The following is a 17,983-nucleotide window of genomic DNA, read 5'->3' on the forward strand; positions in this document are numbered from 1 at the left end:
AGACAACCCGCGTTATCGTTGGCGTCCTTCGCGAGCGAGCTCGCTCCTACAGGGGGGCAGTGCGACGGTATCAGCTGCCGTAGCGCTTGCTGGCCTCGATCGCCAACCCGCTGCCGATACTGCCGAAGATATTCCCTTCCACATGCCGCGCATTCGGCAGCATCGCCGAGATGCTGTGGCGCAGCGCCGGAATGCCGCTGGAACCGCCGGTAAAGAACACCGTGTCCACCTGCGCCACATCCACCGACGCGTCGCTGAGCAATTGGGTGACGCTGTTGCGCACGCGCTCCAGCAGCCCGTCGATGGCCGATTCGAACAACGTGCGGCTCAGGTCTACGCTCAAGCCCGGCTCAACCCGGTCGAGCAGCACATGGCGGCTGTCTTCGTGGGTCAGCTGGATCTTGGTTTCTTCGACTTCCATCGCCAACCAGTGCCCGGCCCGCTGTTCGATCAGCTTGAACAGGCGGTCGATGCCGCCGGTGTCTTCGATGTCGTAGCGCATGCTGCCCAGGGCCAACTGGGATTTTTGCGAGTACACCGAGTTGATGGTGTGCCAGGTGGCCAGGTTCATGTGATGGCTGGTGGGCATGTACGCGCCGCTTTTCATGCGGCTGCCGTAGCCGAACAGCGGCATCATGCCGGCCAGCGAGAGTTGTTTGTCGAAGTCGGTACCGCCGATGTGTACGCCGCCGGTGGCGAGGATGTCGTCGTGGCGGTTGTCGTTGTGGCGACGGTCCGGCGACAGGCGCACCAGCGAGAAGTCCGAGGTACCGCCGCCGATGTCGACAATCAGCACCAGCTCTTCTTTTTCGATGGTGGACTCGTAGTCGAAGGCCGCGGCGATCGGTTCGTACTGGAACGAGATGTCCTTGAAGCCGATCTTGCGCGCCACGTCGACCAAGGTGTTCTCGGCTTCCTGGTCGGCCATCGGGTCGTCATCGACGAAAAACACCGGGCGACCCAGCACCACTTCTTCGAACTCGCGGCCGGCGGTGGCTTCGGCGCGGCTCTTGAGTTGGCCGATAAACAGCGCGAGCAAGTCGGTGAACGGCATCGCAGTGCCCAGCACGCTGGTGTCGTGCTTGATCAGCTTGGAACCCAGCAGGCTCTTGAGCGAGCGCATCAGCCGGCCTTCGTAGTTTTCCAGGTATTCGTGCAGCGCCAGGCGACCGTAGACCGGGCGGCGCTCCTCGAAGTTGAAGAACACCACCGACGGCAAGGTGATTTTGTCGTCCTCCAGCGCGATAAGCGTTTCCATGCCGGGGCGAATCCAGCCGACGGTGGAGTTGGACGTGCCGAAGTCGATGCCGCAGGCACGGGCTGGGGATGGGTTTTTCATGTCTATCGGGTTCCGGTTGAAAAACGGCCGCGCAGTGTATGCCACCCGCGTGCAGATGCGTAGGCCGACGATCTGTTAAATAGCCGGCGGCGCGCCTTGAAAGAGCGGGGTTTGCCCCCAACTTGTCCAGCATACGGTCGGCGGCTGCAAGGTTATTCGTGCGGTGCCGATAAACTACTTAGACGCATCCATCGGCTTGGGATTGAGTTCAGTCAATCCAAACGCTGCAAACCGGCGCATGCTGTGCCCTTGGCTGTGCGATATCGATGACGGAGGGTGACCCCCCAGATGGACTTTAAAGACTATTACAAGATCCTTGGCGTGGAGCCGACAGCGGACGACAAGGCAATCAAGGCCGCCTATCGCAAGCTGGCGCGCAAATATCACCCGGACGTGAGCAAGGAAAAAGACGCCGAAGCCAAGTTCAAGGACGCGTCCGAAGCCTATGAAGCGCTGAAAAGTGCCGACAAGCGTGCCGAGTATGACGAGCTGCGCAAATACGGCCAGCACGGCCAGCCGTTCCAGGGCCCACCGGGCTGGCAGAGCCGTGGCGGCTATGGCGGCGGCCAGGACACGGGCGACTTCTCGGACTTCTTCAGTTCGATCTTCGGCGGGCGCGGCGATGCGTTCGGTGGCGGTCAGCGCCGCAGTACCGGACGCAAGGGCCAGGACGTGGAGATGCAACTGTCGGTGTTTCTTGAGGAGACGCTGTCGACCGAGTCCAAGCAGATCAGCTTCCAGGTGCCGCAATACGACGCCTCGGGCCGGCATGTCAGCAACACCGCCAAGAGCCTGAACGTGAAGATCCCTGCCGGGGTGACCGACGGCGAGCGCATCCGCCTCAAGGGCCAGGGCGCGCCGGGCGTTGGCGGCGGGGCCAATGGTGATCTGTACCTGATCGTCAAGTTTGCGCCGCACCCCAAGTTCGAGGTCGAAGGCGAAAACCTGGTGATCACCGTACCGGTGGCACCGTGGGAGCTGGCGTTGGGCACCGAAGTCGCGGTGCCGACCCTGACCGGCAAGATCAACCTCAAGGTCCCGGCCGGCAGCCAGAACGGCCAGCGCATGCGCGCCAAGGGCCATGGCCTGCTGAACAAGAGTGGCCAGCGCGGTTACCTGTTCATCCAGCTCAAAGTGGTGATGCCCAAAGAAGCCAGCGAGGAGGTGCTCGGGTTGTGGAAGGCGCTGGCCGACAGCGCCGCCTTCGATCCGCGCAAAGGCTGGAACGCCTGACCCGCCAGGGCGGCGGTCTTGCAGAGTTAGGCCCAGGCCCGTGGGGGCCATGAATAAGCTGCTCATTTTCACAATGAGGCGCTATTCATGGCCCACGTTCAAGCCCCGCTCCCTCCGGGCGATGGGGCGTCGCGCCAGCGTGGCGTAGGGCGCTTCAGAACAGAAAGTAGCGCTGCGCCATCGGCAGCACATCCGCCGGCTCACACCACAGCAACACGCCGTCGGCCTTGACCTGATACGTCTGCGGGTCCACCTCGATGTGCGGCAGGTAGTCGTTGTGGATCAGGTCGGTTTTCTGCACGTCGCGGCAGCCCTTGACCACTGCGATCTGCTTCTTCAGGCCCAAGGCTTGCGGCAAGCCGGCGTCCGCGGCGGCCTGGCTGATAAAGGTCAGGCTGGTGGCGTGCAGGGCGCTGCCGAAGCTGGCGAACATCGGCCGGTAGTGGACCGGCTGCGGCGTGGGAATCGAGGCGTTGGCATCACCCATCAGGCTTGAGGCAATCGCGCCGCCCTTGAGGATCAGCGTCGGCTTGATGCCGAAGAACGCCGGCCGCCACAGCACCAGATCAGCCCATTTGCCGACTTCGATGGAGCCGACGATATGGCTGATGCCGTGGGTGATCGCCGGGTTGATGGTGTACTTGGCGATGTAGCGCTTGGCCCGGAAGTTGTCGTTGCCGGGGCCGTCGCCGGGCAGGGCGCCGCGCTGTTTTTTCATCTTGTCGGCGGTTTGCCAGGTGCGCGTGATCACTTCGCCGACGCGGCCCATGGCCTGGCTGTCGGAGCTGATCATCGAGAACGCGCCGAGGTCGTGCAGGATGTCTTCGGCGGCGATGGTCTCGCGGCGGATGCGGCTTTCGGCGAAGGCCACGTCTTCGGCGATGCTCGGGTCGAGGTGATGGCAGACCATCAACATGTCCAGGTGCTCGTCGATGGTGTTGCGCGTGAACGGCCGCGTCGGGTTGGTCGAGCTGGGCAGCACGTTGGGGAAGCCGCAGGCCTTGATGATGTCCGGTGCGTGGCCGCCGCCGGCGCCTTCGGTGTGGTAGGTGTGGATGGTGCGGCCCTTGAGCGCGGCCAGCGTGGTTTCGACGAAGCCGGACTCGTTGAGGGTGTCGCTGTGAATCGCCACCTGCACATCGTACTGGTCGGCGACGCTCAGGCAGTTGTCGATGCTCGCGGGCGTGGTGCCCCAGTCTTCATGCAGCTTCAAACCGATGGCGCCGGCCTTGACCTGTTCGATCAACGGCTCCGGCAGGCTGGCGTTGCCCTTGCCGGTGAAACCGATGTTCATCGGGAACGAGTCGCTGGCCTGCAGCATGCGCGCCAGGTGCCACGGGCCGGAGGTGCAGGTGGTCGCGTTAGTGCCGGTGGCCGGGCCGGTGCCGCCGCCGATCAGGGTGGTGACGCCGCTGGTCAGCGCTTCTTCGATCTGCTGCGGGCAGATGAAATGCACGTGGCTGTCGATGCCGCCGGCGGTGAGGATCATGCCTTCACCGGCGATCACTTCGGTGCTGGCGCCGATGGCCATGGTCACGCCGGGCTGGATATCCGGGTTGCCGGCCTTGCCGATGGCGTGGATGCGGCCGTTCTTGAGGCCGACGTCGGCCTTGACGATGCCCCAGTGGTCGATGATCAGCGCGTTGGTGATCAACGTGTCGACCACTTCATGGGCGAGCAATTGGCTCTGGCCCTGGCCATCGCGGATGACCTTGCCGCCGCCGAATTTGACCTCTTCGCCATAGACGGTGAAGTCCTGCTCCACTTCGACGAACAACTCGGTGTCGGCCAGGCGGACCTTGTCGCCGACGGTGGGGCCGTACATGTCGGCGTAGGCTTGGCGGCTGATTTTCATGTGTGGTTGCCCTGAAAAATTTATGTTGAATGTGAGTCAGCTATCGGGGGCAAGCCCCCTCCCACATGGGAATGCGTTCCAACTGTGGGAGGGGGCTTGCCCCCGATGAGGCCCTAAAGGTCGCCCATGATCCGCCCGGCAAACCCGAACACCCGCCGCCCACCGCCGAAGTCGACCAACTCGACCTCACGGCTCTGCCCCGGCTCGAAGCGCACCGCGGTGCCCGCCGGGATATTCAGGCGCATGCCGCGGCTCAATGCGCGGTCGAAGGTCAGCGCGTCATTGGTCTCGAAAAAGTGATAGTGCGAGCCCACCTGGATCGGCCGGTCGCCGCTGTTGGCCACGCTCAGGCTGACGGTGCGGCGGCCGACGTTGAGTTCGATGTCGCCAGGCTGGATCTGAAATTCACCAGGAATCATGCAGGTTGCCCCAGGGTCTTGTAGTAGATGGCGGTCGGGCTGTAGCGCCCGTCCGGGCTTTGGCAGTAATCGGGCAGTTCACCGACCTTGGTGTAGCGCAGCGCCTGGTAGAAGGCTTCGGCCTCGGAGCCGGCTTCGGTGTCCAGGTACAGCAGGCCGCGCTTGTGTTGGCGCGCGGCGAGTTCCAGGGCGTGCATCAACTGGTGGCCCAGGCCGTGGCGGCGGGCGCTGCTGTGGACCAGCAGTTTTTGCACTTCGGCGCGGTTCAGACCGTTGGCTTTCTGGCACAGCGCCAGTTGCACGCTGGCGATCACCCGCTCGTCGCGCACCACCACCCACAGCAACAGGCTGGCGTCTTCGATGCTCGCTTGCACGCCGTGCAAATACGCGCGGGCCTGGGCCTCATCGAAGTCGGCCATGAAGCCGATCGACGCGCCGTGCCTGACCGCATCCAGCAACAGCTCGATCAAGCCCTGGCGATAGTGGGCAAAACTTTCAGCATTGACTCGACGCAGTTGCGCGGCGTTCATCGATCTCACTCCTGGGGCGGTTCGGCGCCCGGATTCAAGGTCAGTTGCATAAAGGTCAGGTCGAGCCAGCGGCCGAATTTGATGCCCACTTGCGGCATCTGCCCGGTGGTGCTGAAACCCAGGCGCTCATGCAGGCGGAGCGAGGCCTGGTTGCCGCTTTCAATGGCGGCGACCATCACATGTTTGCCGCCGGTGCGCGCGCGTTCGATCAGGGCTTGCATCAGGCGCGGGCCGAGGCCTTTGCCGCGCTGGTCGTTACGCACGTAGACCGAGTGCTCGACGCTGTAGCGATAGCCTTCGAAGGGGCGCCAGTCGCCGAACGAGGCGTAGCCCGTCACTTCGTCGTTGTCGACGGCGACCAGAATCGGGTAGCGCTGCGCCTGGCGCGCAGTGAACCAGGCCTGGCGGTTCGCCAGGTCCACCAGTTGCTCGTTCCAGATCGCCGTGGTGTTCAGCACCGCGTCGTTGTAGATGTCGCGGATCGCTGGCAGGTCTTGCTCGGTTGCATCACGAATCATGGCTGGGCCTCACGCGATGGGTTGGTGGACGGTCACCAGTTTGGTGCCATCGGGGAAGGTGGCTTCCACCTGGATATCCGGGATCATCTCCGGGATGCCTTCCATCACCTGCTCGCGGCTGAGCAGGGTGGTGCCAAAGTGCATCAGGTCGGCCACGGTACGGCCGTCGCGGGCGCCTTCCATCAGCGCGGCGGAGATGTAGGCGATGGTTTCCGGGTAGTTGAGCTTCACACCGCGCGCCAGGCGCCGTTCGGCAACTAAGCCTGCGGTGAAGATCAGCAGTTTGTCTTTTTCCCGTGGGGTCAGGTCCATGGTTCAAGGTCCTTCATAAAATGCATTCTTAAATACAATGGAGATCAAGTGTGGGAGGGGGCTTGCCCCCGATAGCAGAGTGTCAGGCAATGCATCTGTAACTGACCCACCGCCATCGGGGGCAAGCCCCCTCCCACATGTTGATCTTCATGTGCTCCAGATTCGGGGTGCCACGGCCTCTCGGCCAAGTACTGCCGGGCGTAACAATTTCCATAAATCAATCAACCAGCCCCGCGCCAGCAGCGCCTCGCTGGCCAGGCAGCGGGCGACCAGCAAGCCGGGCAGTTGGGTCAGGTCGCCGCGCACCGCATGGGGCAGCGAGCGGCAGTGTTCGAGTAATTCAGGCTCGATATCACCGGTCAGCAACAGGGTGGCGAATACCGGTTGTCCGTCCAGGCCGATCGGTGAGTCGAGCAAGCCATCGTCGCCCACAATGCGCTGGCGTTCGTGCCAGAGCAACTGGCCGTCGCGGCGGATATCCAGGTGCGATTGAAAGTGCCCGAGGTCGAAGCGCTCGCCGCTGGCCGGGCGGCCGAGGGCGACCACGTCCCAGTACAACAGCCGCGCATCGCCGTGCAGCGCGATGCGTGTGCTGAGTTCGGCCTGGGCGGCGCTGAACACGATGGTTTCCTGAGGCAGCCATTCCAGGGTGGCGCCGGCCTCGACGCTCAGCTCCAGTTGCTGAAACGCCGGGCCGCTGGCGCGGTACCACTTGGCCGCGCCAGGGCTGGTCAATTGCGCCCAGGCGCCCGCGGCGACGTGGGCGCGGATGTCCAGGCGGTCGCCGCCGGCAATGCCACCGGGCGGATGCACGATGATGTGCTGGCACACCTCGGGGCCTTCGGCGTACAGGTGTTTCTGCACGCGCAGCGGGCCGAGGTGGCGGCGCATCACCGGGCGCGTGGTGGCGCCGAAACGCGCGTAGCCGAGCTCCAGCTCGGCGTGCCAGCTGGGGGTGAACAGGGCAGTGGAAACGGGCAGGTTCATGGCGTGTGCTTATCGTTAGGACGCTACAGATTAGATGGTTACGAGACCGCGCACACCGTCGCGTTCCATATTTTCGCCGCGGCCTTGCTGGACGATTTCCCCGCGTGACATCACCAGGTATTGGTCGGCCAGTTCGGCGGCAAAGTCGTAGAACTGCTCCACCAACAGGATCGCCATGTCGCCACGGGCCGCAAGCTTTTTGATCACCGCCGCGATCTCCTTGATCACCGACGGCTGGATACCTTCGGTCGGCTCATCGAGAATCAACAGGCGCGGCCGGCTGGCCAGGGCGCGGCCGATCGCCAGTTGCTGTTGCTGGCCGCCGGACAAATCGCCCCCGCGGCGGTGCTTCATTTGCAGCAGCACCGGGAACAGTTCGTAGATAAACCCCGGTACTTCCCTGGCCTCGGCGCCGGGAAAGCGCGACAGGCCCATCAGTAGGTTTTCTTCCACGGTCAGCCGCCCGAAAATCTCGCGGCCCTGGGGCACGTAGGCGATCCCGGCGTGAACGCGCTGGTGCGGCTTGAAACCGGTGATGGCCTTGCCTTCCCAGTTCACCGCGCCCTCTTTGGCGGGCAGCAGGCCCATCAGGCACTTGAGCAGGGTGGTCTTGCCCACGCCGTTACGGCCGAGCAGGCAGGTGACTTCGCCGATCTGCACCTCGAATGAAAGCCCGCGCAGGATGTGGCTACCGCCATAGTATTGGTGCAACTTGTCGACTTGCAGCATTCTCAAAACCTCCTCAATTCCCTGTAGGAGCGAGCTTGCTCGCGAAAAACCTGAGGGCGCCGCGTGCATTCAGGCTGCCCGCGTTATCGTTAACGATTTTCGCGAGCAAGCTCGCTCCTACAAAAAAGCGAACTCAGCGCCCGAGGTATACCTCGATCACGCGCTCGTTTTCCTGCACCTGTTCCAGCGACCCTTCAGCCAGCACGCTGCCCTGGTGCAACACGGTCACATGGTCGGCAATCGAACCGACAAACCCCATGTCGTGCTCCACCACCATCAGCGAGTGCTTGCCCGCCAGGCGCTTGAACAGTTCGGCGGTGAATTCGGTTTCGGCGTCGGTCATGCCCGCCACCGGTTCGTCGAGCAGCAACAGTTGCGGGTCTTGCATCAGCAGCATGCCGATTTCCAGGAACTGTTTCTGGCCGTGGGACAGCAGGCCGGCCGGGCGATGCACCGAGGCGGTGAGGCGGATGGTGTCGAGCACTTCATCGATGCGGTCCTTCTGTTCCCCGCTCAGGCGTGCGCGCAGGCTGGCCCACACCGACTTGTCGGTCTTCTGCGCCAGCTCCAGGTTTTCGAACACGCTCAAGGCTTCGAACACCGTGGGTTTCTGGAACTTGCGGCCAATGCCGGCCTGGGCGATCTGCACTTCGCTCATCGCAGTCAGGTCGAGGGTTTCGCCGAACCAGGCGTTGCCGTGGCTGGGCCGGGTCTTGCCGGTGATCACGTCCATCAGCGTGGTTTTGCCGGCGCCGTTGGGGCCGATGATGCAGCGCAGTTCGCCGACGCCGATGTAGAGGTTCAAGGCGTTGAGTGCCTTGAAACCGTCGAAGCTGACGCTGATGTCTTCCAGGGTCAGGATCGTGCCGTGGCGCGTATCGAGGCCCGTGCCGGCGGCCTGGCCGATGCCGATCGCATCGCGGCCGTTGCCGGTGTCGAGAATAGGTTCGAGCATAAATTCCGCCGTCGCAGTCACTCTCATTGTTCACCCCGTTTCTTCAACAGGCCGATCACACCCTTGGGCAAATACAGGGTGACGATGATGAACAACGCCCCCAGGAAGAACAGCCAGTACTCCGGGAACGCCACGGTGAACCAGCTCTTCATGCCGTTGACCACCCCGGCGCCGAGCAGCGGCCCGATCAAGGTGCCGCGCCCACCCAGGGCCACCCACACGGCGGCTTCGATGGAATTGGTTGGCGACATTTCGCTGGGGTTGATGATGCCCACCTGCGGCACGTACAACGCCCCCGCCAGGCCGCACAGCACCGCGCTCAATACCCACACGAACAGCTTGAAACCACGCGGGTCGTAGCCGCAGAACATCAGGCGGTTCTCGGCATCGCGCAAGGCGGTCAACACCCGGCCGAACTTGCTGCGGGCCAGGCGCCAGCCGATGTACAGGCTGCTCACCAGTAACAGCACGGTGGCGGCAAACAACACCGCGCGCGTGCCCGGTTCGGTGATGCCGAAGCCGAGGATGCTGCGGAAGTTGGTGAAGCCGTTATTGCCGCCGAAGCCGGTCTCGTTGCGAAAGAACAACAGCATCCCGGCGAAGGTCAGCGCCTGGGTCATGATCGAGAAATACACGCCCTTGATCCGCGAGCGGAAGGCGAAGAAGCCGAACACCAGCGCCAGCAACCCCGGCGCCAGCACCACCAGGCACAGTGCCCAGAGGAAGTGCTCGGTGCCGACCCAGTACCAGGGCAATTCGGTCCACGACAAAAAGGTCATGAACGCCGGCAACTCGTCGCCGGAGGCCTGGCGCATCAGGTACATGCCCATGGCATAACCGCCGAGGGCGAAGAACAGGCCGTGGCCGAGGGACAGCATCCCGGCGTAACCCCACACCAGGTCGAGCGCGAGGGCGACGATGGCGTAGCAGAGGATCTTGCCCACCAGCGTCAGGGTGTAGGCCGAGACATGCAGCGCGTTGTCCGCTGGCAGCAGCGACAGCAACGGCAGCGCCAGCAGCACGCCGAGGATCAGCGCGCCGACGGCAATCGTCAGCTTGGGGCCGGCCTTTTGCGTGGCCGTGAGCATCAATGGCTGGTTCATCAGTCGATCACCCGTCCTTTCAGTGCGAAGAGGCCTTGCGGGCGTTTCTGGATAAACAGAATGATCAGCGCAAGGATCAGGATCTTGCCGAGCACGGCGCCGATCTGTGGTTCGAGGATCTTGTTGGCGATCCCCAGGCCGAACGCGGCCATCACGCTACCGGCCAATTGGCCGACACCGCCGAGCACGACGACCAGGAAGGAATCGATGATGTAGCTCTGGCCCAGGTCCGGGCCGACGTTGCCGATCTGGCTCAGCGCCACACCGCCCAGCCCGGCGATGCCGGAGCCCAGGCCAAAGGCGAGCATGTCCACGCGCCCGGTGGGCACGCCGCAGCAGGCGGCCATGTTGCGGTTCTGGGTGACGGCGCGCACGTTGAGGCCCAGGCGCGTCTTGTTGAGCAGCAGCCACGTCAGCACCACCACGCACAGGGCGAAGGCGATGATCACGATGCGGTTGTACGGCAACACCAGGTTGGGCAGCACTTGAATGCCGCCGGACAGCCAGGCGGGGTTGGCCACTTCGACGTTCTGCGCGCCGAACACCAGGCGCACCAGTTGGATCAGCATCAGGCTGATGCCCCAGGTGGCGAGCAGGGTTTCCAGGGGGCGGCCGTACAGGTGACGAATCACCGTGCGCTCCAGGGCCATGCCGATGGCGGCGGTGACGAAAAACGCCACCGGCAGTGCGATCAGCGGGTAGAACTCGATGGCGTGCGGCACGTAGCGCTGCATCAGCAACTGCACCACATAGGTGGAATAAGCGCCGAGCATCAGCATCTCGCCGTGGGCCATGTTGATCACGCCCAGCAGGCCGAACGTGATCGCCAGGCCCAGGGCCGCGAGCAGCAGGATCGAGCCCAGGGACATGCCGCTGAAGGCCTGGCCGAGCAGCTCGCCCAGCATCAGTTTGCGCTTGACCTGGGCCAGGCTGGTCTCGGCGGCGGTATGCACGGCGGCGTCGGTTTCCACGCCGGGGGCGAGCAAGGTTTCCAGGCGTGTGCGCGCCAGCGGGTCGCCGGTGCTGCCGAGCAAGCGCACGGCGGCGAGGCGCACCACCGGGTCGGCGTCTACCAATTGCAGGTTGGCCAGGGCCAGGCTGAGGGCGCTGTGTACCTCCTCGACGGTTTCGGCGGCGACACGCTGGTCGAGGAATTTGAGCTGCGCCGGTTGTGCGGTTTTTTGCAGGGTCTGCGCGGCGGCCAGGCGTACCTTGGGGTCGGCGGCGAGCAGTTGCAGGCTGGCCTGTACGTTGTCGATCAGACCGCGCAGGCGGTTGTTCAGGCGCACGGTCTTGGTTTCACCGTTGACCGTCAGTTGGCCTTGTTGCAGCGCGTCCACCAGCTCGATGCGCGCCGGGTCGGGCTGGGCGGCCCAGTCCTGCAGCAGTTTGGCTTGTTGCGTCGGGTTGGCGGCGAGGAAGTCTTCGGCGTCGCCGGCGTGTGCGGCAACAGGCAGCAACAGTAGGGCCGTGAGGATCAAGCGGTAGAGGGCAGTGGGCATAACAAAATGTCCTGAGCATGCACGGGTCGGCTTTATGTGGGAGGGAGCTTGCTCCCGATAGCGCTGGGTCAGGCAATGCATGTACTGACTGATCCACCGCTATCGGGGGCAAGCCCCCTCCCACATGGGTCCGTGGCGGGGCTTAGTTACTTTTCACGGCGTAATCAGGTTTTTTGTCATTGCCAGGAATGTACGGGCTCCATGGCTGGGCGCGGATCGGTTCCTGGGTCTGCCACACCACCGAGAACTGCCCGTCGGCCTGGATCTCACCGATCATCACCGGCTTGTGCAGGTGGTGGTTGGTCTTGTCCATGGTCAGGGTGAAACCCGACGGCGCGGCGAAGGTCTGGCCGGCGAGGGCTTCACGCACTTTGTCGACGTCGGTGGACTTGGCCTTCTCCGCCGCCTGCGCCCACATATGAATGCCCACGTAGGTGGCTTCCATCGGGTCGTTGGTCACGGCTTTGTCCGCGCCCGGCAGGTTGTGTTTCTTGGCGTAGGCTTTCCAGTCGGCGACGAATTTGGTGTTCACCGGGTTCTCTACCGACTGGAAGTAGTTCCAGGCGGCGAGGTTGCCCACCAGCGGCTTGGTGTCGATGCCGCGCAGTTCTTCTTCGCCTACCGAGAACGCCACCACCGGCACGTCGGTGGCTTTGAGGCCCTGGTTGGCCAGCTCTTTGTAGAACGGCACGTTGGAGTCGCCGTTCACGGTGGAGATCACCGCGGTCTTGCCGCCCGCCGAGAATTTCTTGATGTTGGCGACGATGGTCTGGTAATCGGCGTGGCCGAACGGGGTGTAGACCTCTTCGATGTCTTTATCCGCGACGCCTTTGGAATGCAGGAACGAACGCAGGATCTTGTTGGTGGTGCGCGGGTACACGTAGTCGGTGCCCAGCAGGAAGAAGCGCTTGGCGCTGCCGCCTTCTTCGCTCATCAGGTATTCCACCGCCGGGATCGCCTGCTGGTTCGGCGCTGCACCGGTATAGAACACGTTCGGCGACATCTCTTCGCCTTCGTATTGCACTGGGTAGAACAGCAGGCCGTTGAGTTCTTCGAACACCGGCAATACCGATTTGCGCGACACCGAGGTCCAGCAGCCGAATACCACGGCGACCTTGTCCTGGGTCAGCAACTGCCGGCTTTTTTCCGCGAACAGCGGCCAGTTCGACGCCGGGTCTACCACCACTGGTTCCAGCATCTTGCCGTTCACACCGCCCTTGGCGTTGATCTCGTCGATGGTCATCAGCGCCATGTCTTTGAGCGAGGTTTCGGAGATGGCCATGGTGCCGGACAACGAATGCAGGATGCCGACCTTGATGGTCTCGGCGGCCTGCACAGTCCAGGTCATGCCCATGGCGACAATCGATGCCGATAGGGTGAAAGCCTTGAGCAAACTACGACGCTTCATGGTGCGATCTCCGGGGATTTGATTTTTTTAGTGGCAGAGTTGGAAGCTGAAGAGTGCATAGCAAGGCCTGTGCCTAAGGCCCGAAACCTCCACTTAAATCGTCACGCTGGGTGTCGCGGGCAAGCCTGGTGCACCGCTTTGGCTCGCGGTCGCAGGGTCGTGCAGGCGTGAGCCCCGAAAGAGGGCATGGAGATGCGGTGCCACGCTGCTGTCCGGGTCTTCCGGGATTCGCGCTTTGCATTCAATACACGGGAGAGCCACTGCATCGATGCGCGCTTTGACATGCTCGCGAAACGCGATGCAGTAATGGCCTCACTGGCGTGTGCGATTGGGTGTTTGTGACAGTACTTTTCGTACAGGGCCTAAATAAGTCATACCTATCTACCGTCTCTGAACGAGCGGTGTACTCCATCTTTGAAGGGGTGCGTCACGGCGATTATTTGCCAGGACGCACGCTTTCTTCGATGAGGTGAAACATGAATGACTTTACGGAACTGCCGCAACAAACCCCTGGACATATACCGGTCCTTCCGGCGCTCAGCCCGTTGTTTATGTCGGCCGACGATGCCGCCCGTTGGGCTTATGAGCGGATCGACTACTCGGTGGCCGACAAGGAATACGGGGGTGCCATTCTTAAACAAGGCAACCGCTACTTCGCCACGACGCCAATCGCTGACCAGCAGTTGACCTTCGATCATCGGATCTTGCTGGCCACGGATGCCGACGACAACTTCATCGCGCCCAACGGCTACAGTTGCGAGGCGCTTTACCATTCTCACCCGCCGAACCTGGAGCAGGTGAAAGCGAGAAACCCCGGGATTAGCGATGATCATGCTTCGATGATGATCAGTTTTTTTTCGCCTGCGGACCTGAGTTTTATCATTGAGCACCGCAGCTCGGTGCGCGCTCATTATTTGTGCGGCCCCGAGGGCTCGCTGCTTAAGTACACAACCTCGGGTTCGGCGGCGGAGGTCCTGCTGAGAAAGCGCCTTCTCGGCGAGGAGCCGTTCCCGGCTTCTGCGGATCGGGAGTCATTGATCTGGATGACCGCCGATGCCGGCGACCTGCGGGTAGTGGTGCCCAACCGCCAATGGGGAGGCGTGCGTGGGCAGATGAAGCGGGGTTGGAGAGTCAATGCCGCCGTGACGCAAGTGACCCAGGAGCAGCCATTTTTCACCCAGGTATTCGCACAGCCTGAATTGGCCGTGATGGCGGCCCTAGCCCTGTCGGCGTCGGCGGCTGGCGAGTATGCCTTCGGGTTTGTACTGAAACACACCCAAAGCGAAAGTTACATCGCGACCTACCCCGAGCTCGCGCCCAGGGCATTGTTCTCTGCCGCCGGGCTCTTCCCCGAGCAAGCCTCCGGCAAACTGAAGCTGCCCTCCAACTTTCGGCTCGAAGCCTTCTACTACCGCTCTAAAGCCGCGCCAACGGACATCCCCGAAAACGAGTCCTGGTTGTATGCCACATTCCCGACCCCTGCGGAGCTGGTGGCGGCCATCGTGCAGTCAGAAGCGACCCGGGACATACAGAACAAAAGCCGAGGTTTGCGCCTTTACATCGAAACCTCGGATGACGCACTGCTTGAGTTCAAGGTGCCAGCGCCCAGTGATGCCGGCGCGCTGGTCAACACCGGCGACGATGGCGTGCTCGGTGACAATGGCGCCCAGGCCGCGCTGAAGGCCGGCAGCCTCAGCCCGCGTGACTATGTGCGCCGGGTGATTGCCGCGACGTCGGTGTCAGTGGTCGAGGCCGGCTTGCTCTGGCGTGTCGTCGGCCCGCTGGACAACCGTTCGGCGGTGTTGAACGGTTTCTATCCGGCGGTATTGAGCCCGCCCTTTATTTCTGCCTACGACGCAGCGGTGTATGCCCACGAGCAGATCGGCCCAAGGCGCGAGCGAACCTACGGCGGCTATGTACTCAAGGACAAAGAAGGCCGCTTCTTTATCACCCAGCCCCTGGCCAGCGACGCCAACCCGTTTGCCCTCAGGCTGTTTTTTCCGACGGAGCTACCCGGCCCGTTGATCCCACCCGAGGCTTACGCGATTCACGGCCGCTACGGCTCCCACCCGGCGCTGTCGATGGTCGACCCCGGCTGGGTCAATCAGCGCAACTGGACGCGCGAAGACGCCCTCATCAACCTGCAGATTTTTGGCACCGCCCAAATCTACGATGTGATCCAGTCGGGGCGCCCGGCATACATGTCGGCCGCCGAGGACTGCCTGCTGGCGTACACCCCGAGCGGCTCCACGCATGAGGCATTGGTGTCTGCCGGCGCTGCGCCGCAACCGGCCGGCAGCGTGCTGCAAAAACGTTTGGACAGCGGTCTGTTCAAACCCGCGCTGTGGGTCACCCGGTTGGCTGAGGCGGGTGACTTGCGGGTGATCCAAGGCAATGTGTTATGGGGCCCGCGTTCGCCGATCTACAAAGACTGGACGCCCTCTTTCGAGTACGCGCCCAGAACCGGCGCTCCCGACTATGTGACCTATGGCGCGCTGTTCGGCACGGCAGACGAAGCCGCCCGCGATCTGCATGCGCGGGTCCATGGGCGCAACCTGCCGGAGCAGGCGTACTTTGCGTTTATCCTCAAGCACCGGGACAAGGCGTTGTACCTGGCCACCGAGGTGGTGGGCGTCAATGAACGGGTCAAGCTGTTCAATCTCAACAGCGTGTTTGCACCGACAGAAGACAATGACTATCGGTTTCCCGCTGGGTTTTCGCTCTGCGGGCTATTTCGTTCGCAGCAATGGCAACCGACCGGGCTGTCGCCATCCAGTGCCTGGCTGACCCGCTATTTTGTGATGCCGATGGTGTTGTACGAGGCGCTGTACGAGAGCCAGCGCAGAGGGGTGAAGTACAACGGCGGTAGAAACCTGCCGGTGTACTTTTCAACGCAGGAGGGAGCCCTGTTGAGATTCGTCGCGCTGCCATTTCGCGTGGGCGGCGGCGGGCCGGTGGAAAGTGCCTTTGAACAGGCCGCCAGCGCATTGGCCTCCGGTGAAAAGACGACGCAGACCTTTGTCAGGGAGTGGGCCAACAGCGGCGAGCTCTACGTGGTGCGTACCAGCCAATGCTGGGACCAGCAAGGGCGGGTGTCGCGCACCTGGACGGGTTACGAACACCTGACCCGCCGTCGCGTGGGGCCCGCGTTTGCCAACCCGGACGATGCGGCACGGTATGCCGCGGGCATTGTCGGTGAGGGCCGGCGCCGCACCTATGGCGGCGTCCTGCTCAGGCTGCCCGATGGTGTGTTCGTCGCGACTGATCCGCTGGTGGTGCCGCCCCAGGGCTTTGCGCTGAACTGGATTTATCCCGACCCGGCGATCGCGCAAGGGCTGTACCCGCCGGGAAGTATCATCGTCGCGCGTTACCGCTCGGTGCTCAAGCAAGAGACACAGATACTGTTTTCGGCCACGCAAAAGGCGGTCTACCAGAGCATGTTGCCCACGAGCGTGCTGTCGAACCTGCTGTTCCGTGAAGTCCACATCAAGCGCGAATATGTGTTTGGCCCCGAGGGGGGCATCCTGCGTTATCAACTGACGGGGTCGGCGGAGGAGGAGGCGCTCAAGCTGACGTTGGCGCCGTTGAACCTGGTCAGGGGGGATGTGGCCGACAATGAAGTCGAACGGCAACTGCGCAGCGGAACGCTGCTCCCGGTCGACTTCGTCACGCAGGTGGCGAAGGCCGGCGATCTGCGGGTGGTCAACGGCAACCGCCTGTGGGGCCACCCGCGACGGTTGAGCGGGCCGTTCGTGCCGGACTTGGCCGAGGTCGCGGCGCTGGCGATCAAGCAGGTGTTTGCCGATGCGCCGTGCGGTCCGCTCTTTACCCAGGCTTACGACGCGGTGCGTCATGTGCAGCGAGTGTCGTCGCCCCAGGCACAGGTGCAGTTCGGTTATGTACTCAAGGATGCGCGGAAAAACCTGTACATGACGACCTTGCCGCTGGTGCGCGCCGATTACACGCGTTTCGAACAGGTCTTCGTCGATGGCCTGTTGCCCCAGGGGTATACGCTGGATGGCTTGTATCTGTGCGCCTCCACGGTGGCGATTGCGCCGGCGAGCGATGACATGGCGCTGAGTTTTTTCTCGCCCCAGGTACTGGCCGGCGCGGTCAATTTTCTCAGCAACCTGGCCGGCAACGGTGCCCTGCCGCTCTACCTGCTGTGCGCCGACGGCGCGCTGCTGAGGTATTCCTTGCGAAAGCACGAGGGGCAAGCGCTGAGCAGCGAGGCCCGAACGCTCGGACCGCAGTTGCTCGAAGGCGCCTCCAGCGTCGCCGACTACGTGCGCGGGCTCGCGACCAAGGGCGACTTGTATGTGCGTGTCAGGAGCACGGTGTGGGGCAAGGAACAAAGCGTCACCGCGCAGTGGCAACCCAAGGCCGCGCCCTGGCCCGCCCAGGACAACCCACACTTCCTGTCCTTTTGCGGGCCGCTGTTCGGTCATGCCGACGACGCCGCGCGCTGGGCCGAAAAACAACTGGGCGGTTTCAAGGGCCGCGAATACCTCGGCGCCGTGCTGGCGCCGCCAAAGGCGCGGGGGCTCGTGGCGCTTGAGCCGGTGGAGGATCACCGTGCGTGGTTGGTGGACACGATTTCACAGCTGTTCTGGTTCGGTCATCTCGGCTTTGATATCACCCCCGATCATCCGCTGTTCTTCTACACCATCAAAGCGCTCCAGGCGTTTTACAAAGTCATCCCTTTGGGCCTGAATCTATCGGCGCTGGATCAGCGGTTGGTGGACAATTTTGCCGACAAAAATGATCTGCGCCTGTACCTGGACATCATCCGCAGTAACCGTCCGGTCGCCGAGAGTGTTTACCTGGCGTGTCGCGGCGGTGCGCTCCTGAAGTATGTGCCGGGTTTCACGGCGGACGAGACGCGACTGCTGAGTGTCGACTCGTCGCCTTCGCCCAGCGTGCTGGTCAGCGGCTTGCGCGCGGCCGGCACGTTGAGTGTGTTGGAAACCGATACCTTCTGGACGCGACCGGGGGCGCTGGGGGCGGAATGGCAGGTCAAGGACGTACTCGCCGAGCCGGACCCGCAAGCCGTGCTGTACGGCCGGGACAAAGACGAACTCTGACAACGGCGC

The 17,983-nt window shown here is 63.1% G+C and carries 14 protein-coding genes and 1 pseudogene; 2 read left to right on the forward strand and 13 right to left on the reverse strand.

Annotated elements, in window-relative coordinates:
* Positions 1–70 precede the first annotated feature (70 nt).
* Positions 71–1,339, reverse strand: coding sequence for an Hsp70 family protein (locus tag PverR02_RS03015; RefSeq protein ID WP_017849705.1), 1,269 nt, complete (start codon positions 1,337–1,339; stop codon positions 71–73).
* Between the two features lie 288 nt (positions 1,340–1,627).
* Between PverR02_RS03015 and PverR02_RS03020 the strand changes: the two genes are divergently transcribed.
* Complete coding sequence (locus PverR02_RS03020) at positions 1,628–2,572, forward strand: DnaJ C-terminal domain-containing protein (protein ID WP_079442736.1); 945 nt, start codon at positions 1,628–1,630, stop codon at positions 2,570–2,572.
* Positions 2,573–2,726: 154 nt separating this feature from the next.
* Here the strand turns inward: PverR02_RS03020 and ureC are convergent, their stop codons facing one another.
* The 12 genes and pseudogenes from ureC to urtA all read right to left on the reverse strand — a co-directional run bounded on the left by ureC (position 2,727) and on the right by urtA (position 12,890).
* Entirely contained in the window at positions 2,727–4,427 is a 1,701-nt protein-coding gene (ureC, locus tag PverR02_RS03025; RefSeq protein WP_079442737.1) for an urease subunit alpha, read from the reverse strand.
* Positions 4,428–4,540: 113 nt separating this feature from the next.
* Entirely contained in the window at positions 4,541–4,846 is a 306-nt protein-coding gene (locus PverR02_RS03030; protein ID WP_017849702.1) for an urease subunit beta, read from the reverse strand.
* Positions 4,843–5,376, reverse strand: coding sequence for a GNAT family N-acetyltransferase (locus tag PverR02_RS03035; protein WP_017849701.1), 534 nt, complete (start codon positions 5,374–5,376; stop codon positions 4,843–4,845). Before PverR02_RS03035 ends, PverR02_RS03030 begins: the two co-directional genes overlap by 4 nt.
* A 5-nt stretch (positions 5,377–5,381) precedes the next feature.
* Positions 5,382–5,894, reverse strand: coding sequence for a GNAT family N-acetyltransferase (locus PverR02_RS03040; protein WP_079442738.1), 513 nt, complete (start codon positions 5,892–5,894; stop codon positions 5,382–5,384).
* Between the two features lie 9 nt (positions 5,895–5,903).
* A complete protein-coding gene (locus tag PverR02_RS03045; RefSeq protein WP_010213535.1) occupies positions 5,904–6,206 on the reverse strand; it encodes an urease subunit gamma in 303 nt (100 codons plus the stop codon).
* A gap of 147 nt (positions 6,207–6,353) precedes the next feature.
* On the reverse strand, positions 6,354–7,193 hold the full coding sequence (locus tag PverR02_RS03050; RefSeq protein WP_079442740.1) for an urease accessory protein UreD: 840 nt from the start codon (positions 7,191–7,193) through the stop codon (positions 6,354–6,356).
* A 30-nt stretch (positions 7,194–7,223) separates the two neighbouring features.
* A complete protein-coding gene (urtE, locus tag PverR02_RS03055) occupies positions 7,224–7,922 on the reverse strand; it encodes an urea ABC transporter ATP-binding subunit UrtE (protein WP_046485661.1) in 699 nt (232 codons plus the stop codon).
* A 22-nt stretch (positions 7,923–7,944) separates the two neighbouring features.
* Positions 7,945–8,031, reverse strand: a pseudogene (locus PverR02_RS32440) (outer membrane lipoprotein carrier protein LolA); the annotation flags it as partial.
* Between the two features lie 24 nt (positions 8,032–8,055).
* Entirely contained in the window at positions 8,056–8,904 is an 849-nt protein-coding gene (gene urtD / locus PverR02_RS03060; protein WP_046485662.1) for an urea ABC transporter ATP-binding protein UrtD, read from the reverse strand.
* Positions 8,901–9,980: an urea ABC transporter permease subunit UrtC gene (gene urtC, locus PverR02_RS03065; protein ID WP_017849696.1), complete on the reverse strand. Its 1,080-nt coding sequence runs from the start codon at positions 9,978–9,980 to the stop codon at positions 8,901–8,903. Before urtC ends, urtD begins: the two co-directional genes overlap by 4 nt.
* Complete coding sequence (gene urtB / locus PverR02_RS03070) at positions 9,980–11,482, reverse strand: urea ABC transporter permease subunit UrtB (protein ID WP_079442741.1); 1,503 nt, start codon at positions 11,480–11,482, stop codon at positions 9,980–9,982. The genes urtC and urtB overlap by 1 nt, the downstream gene beginning before the upstream one ends.
* Positions 11,483–11,624: 142 nt before the next feature.
* Positions 11,625–12,890: an urea ABC transporter substrate-binding protein gene (gene urtA / locus PverR02_RS03075; protein WP_017849694.1), complete on the reverse strand. Its 1,266-nt coding sequence runs from the start codon at positions 12,888–12,890 to the stop codon at positions 11,625–11,627.
* 476 nt (positions 12,891–13,366) lie between these two features.
* On the opposite strand from urtA, the gene PverR02_RS03080 reads away from it, so the two are divergent.
* On the forward strand, positions 13,367–17,974 hold the full coding sequence (locus PverR02_RS03080) for a DUF4329 domain-containing protein (protein ID WP_079442742.1): 4,608 nt from the start codon (positions 13,367–13,369) through the stop codon (positions 17,972–17,974).
* Positions 17,975–17,983 lie beyond the last annotated feature (9 nt).

The sequence above is a fragment of the Pseudomonas veronii genome (assembly GCF_002028325.1).
Classification (GTDB): Bacteria; Pseudomonadota; Gammaproteobacteria; order Pseudomonadales; family Pseudomonadaceae; genus Aquipseudomonas; species Aquipseudomonas veronii.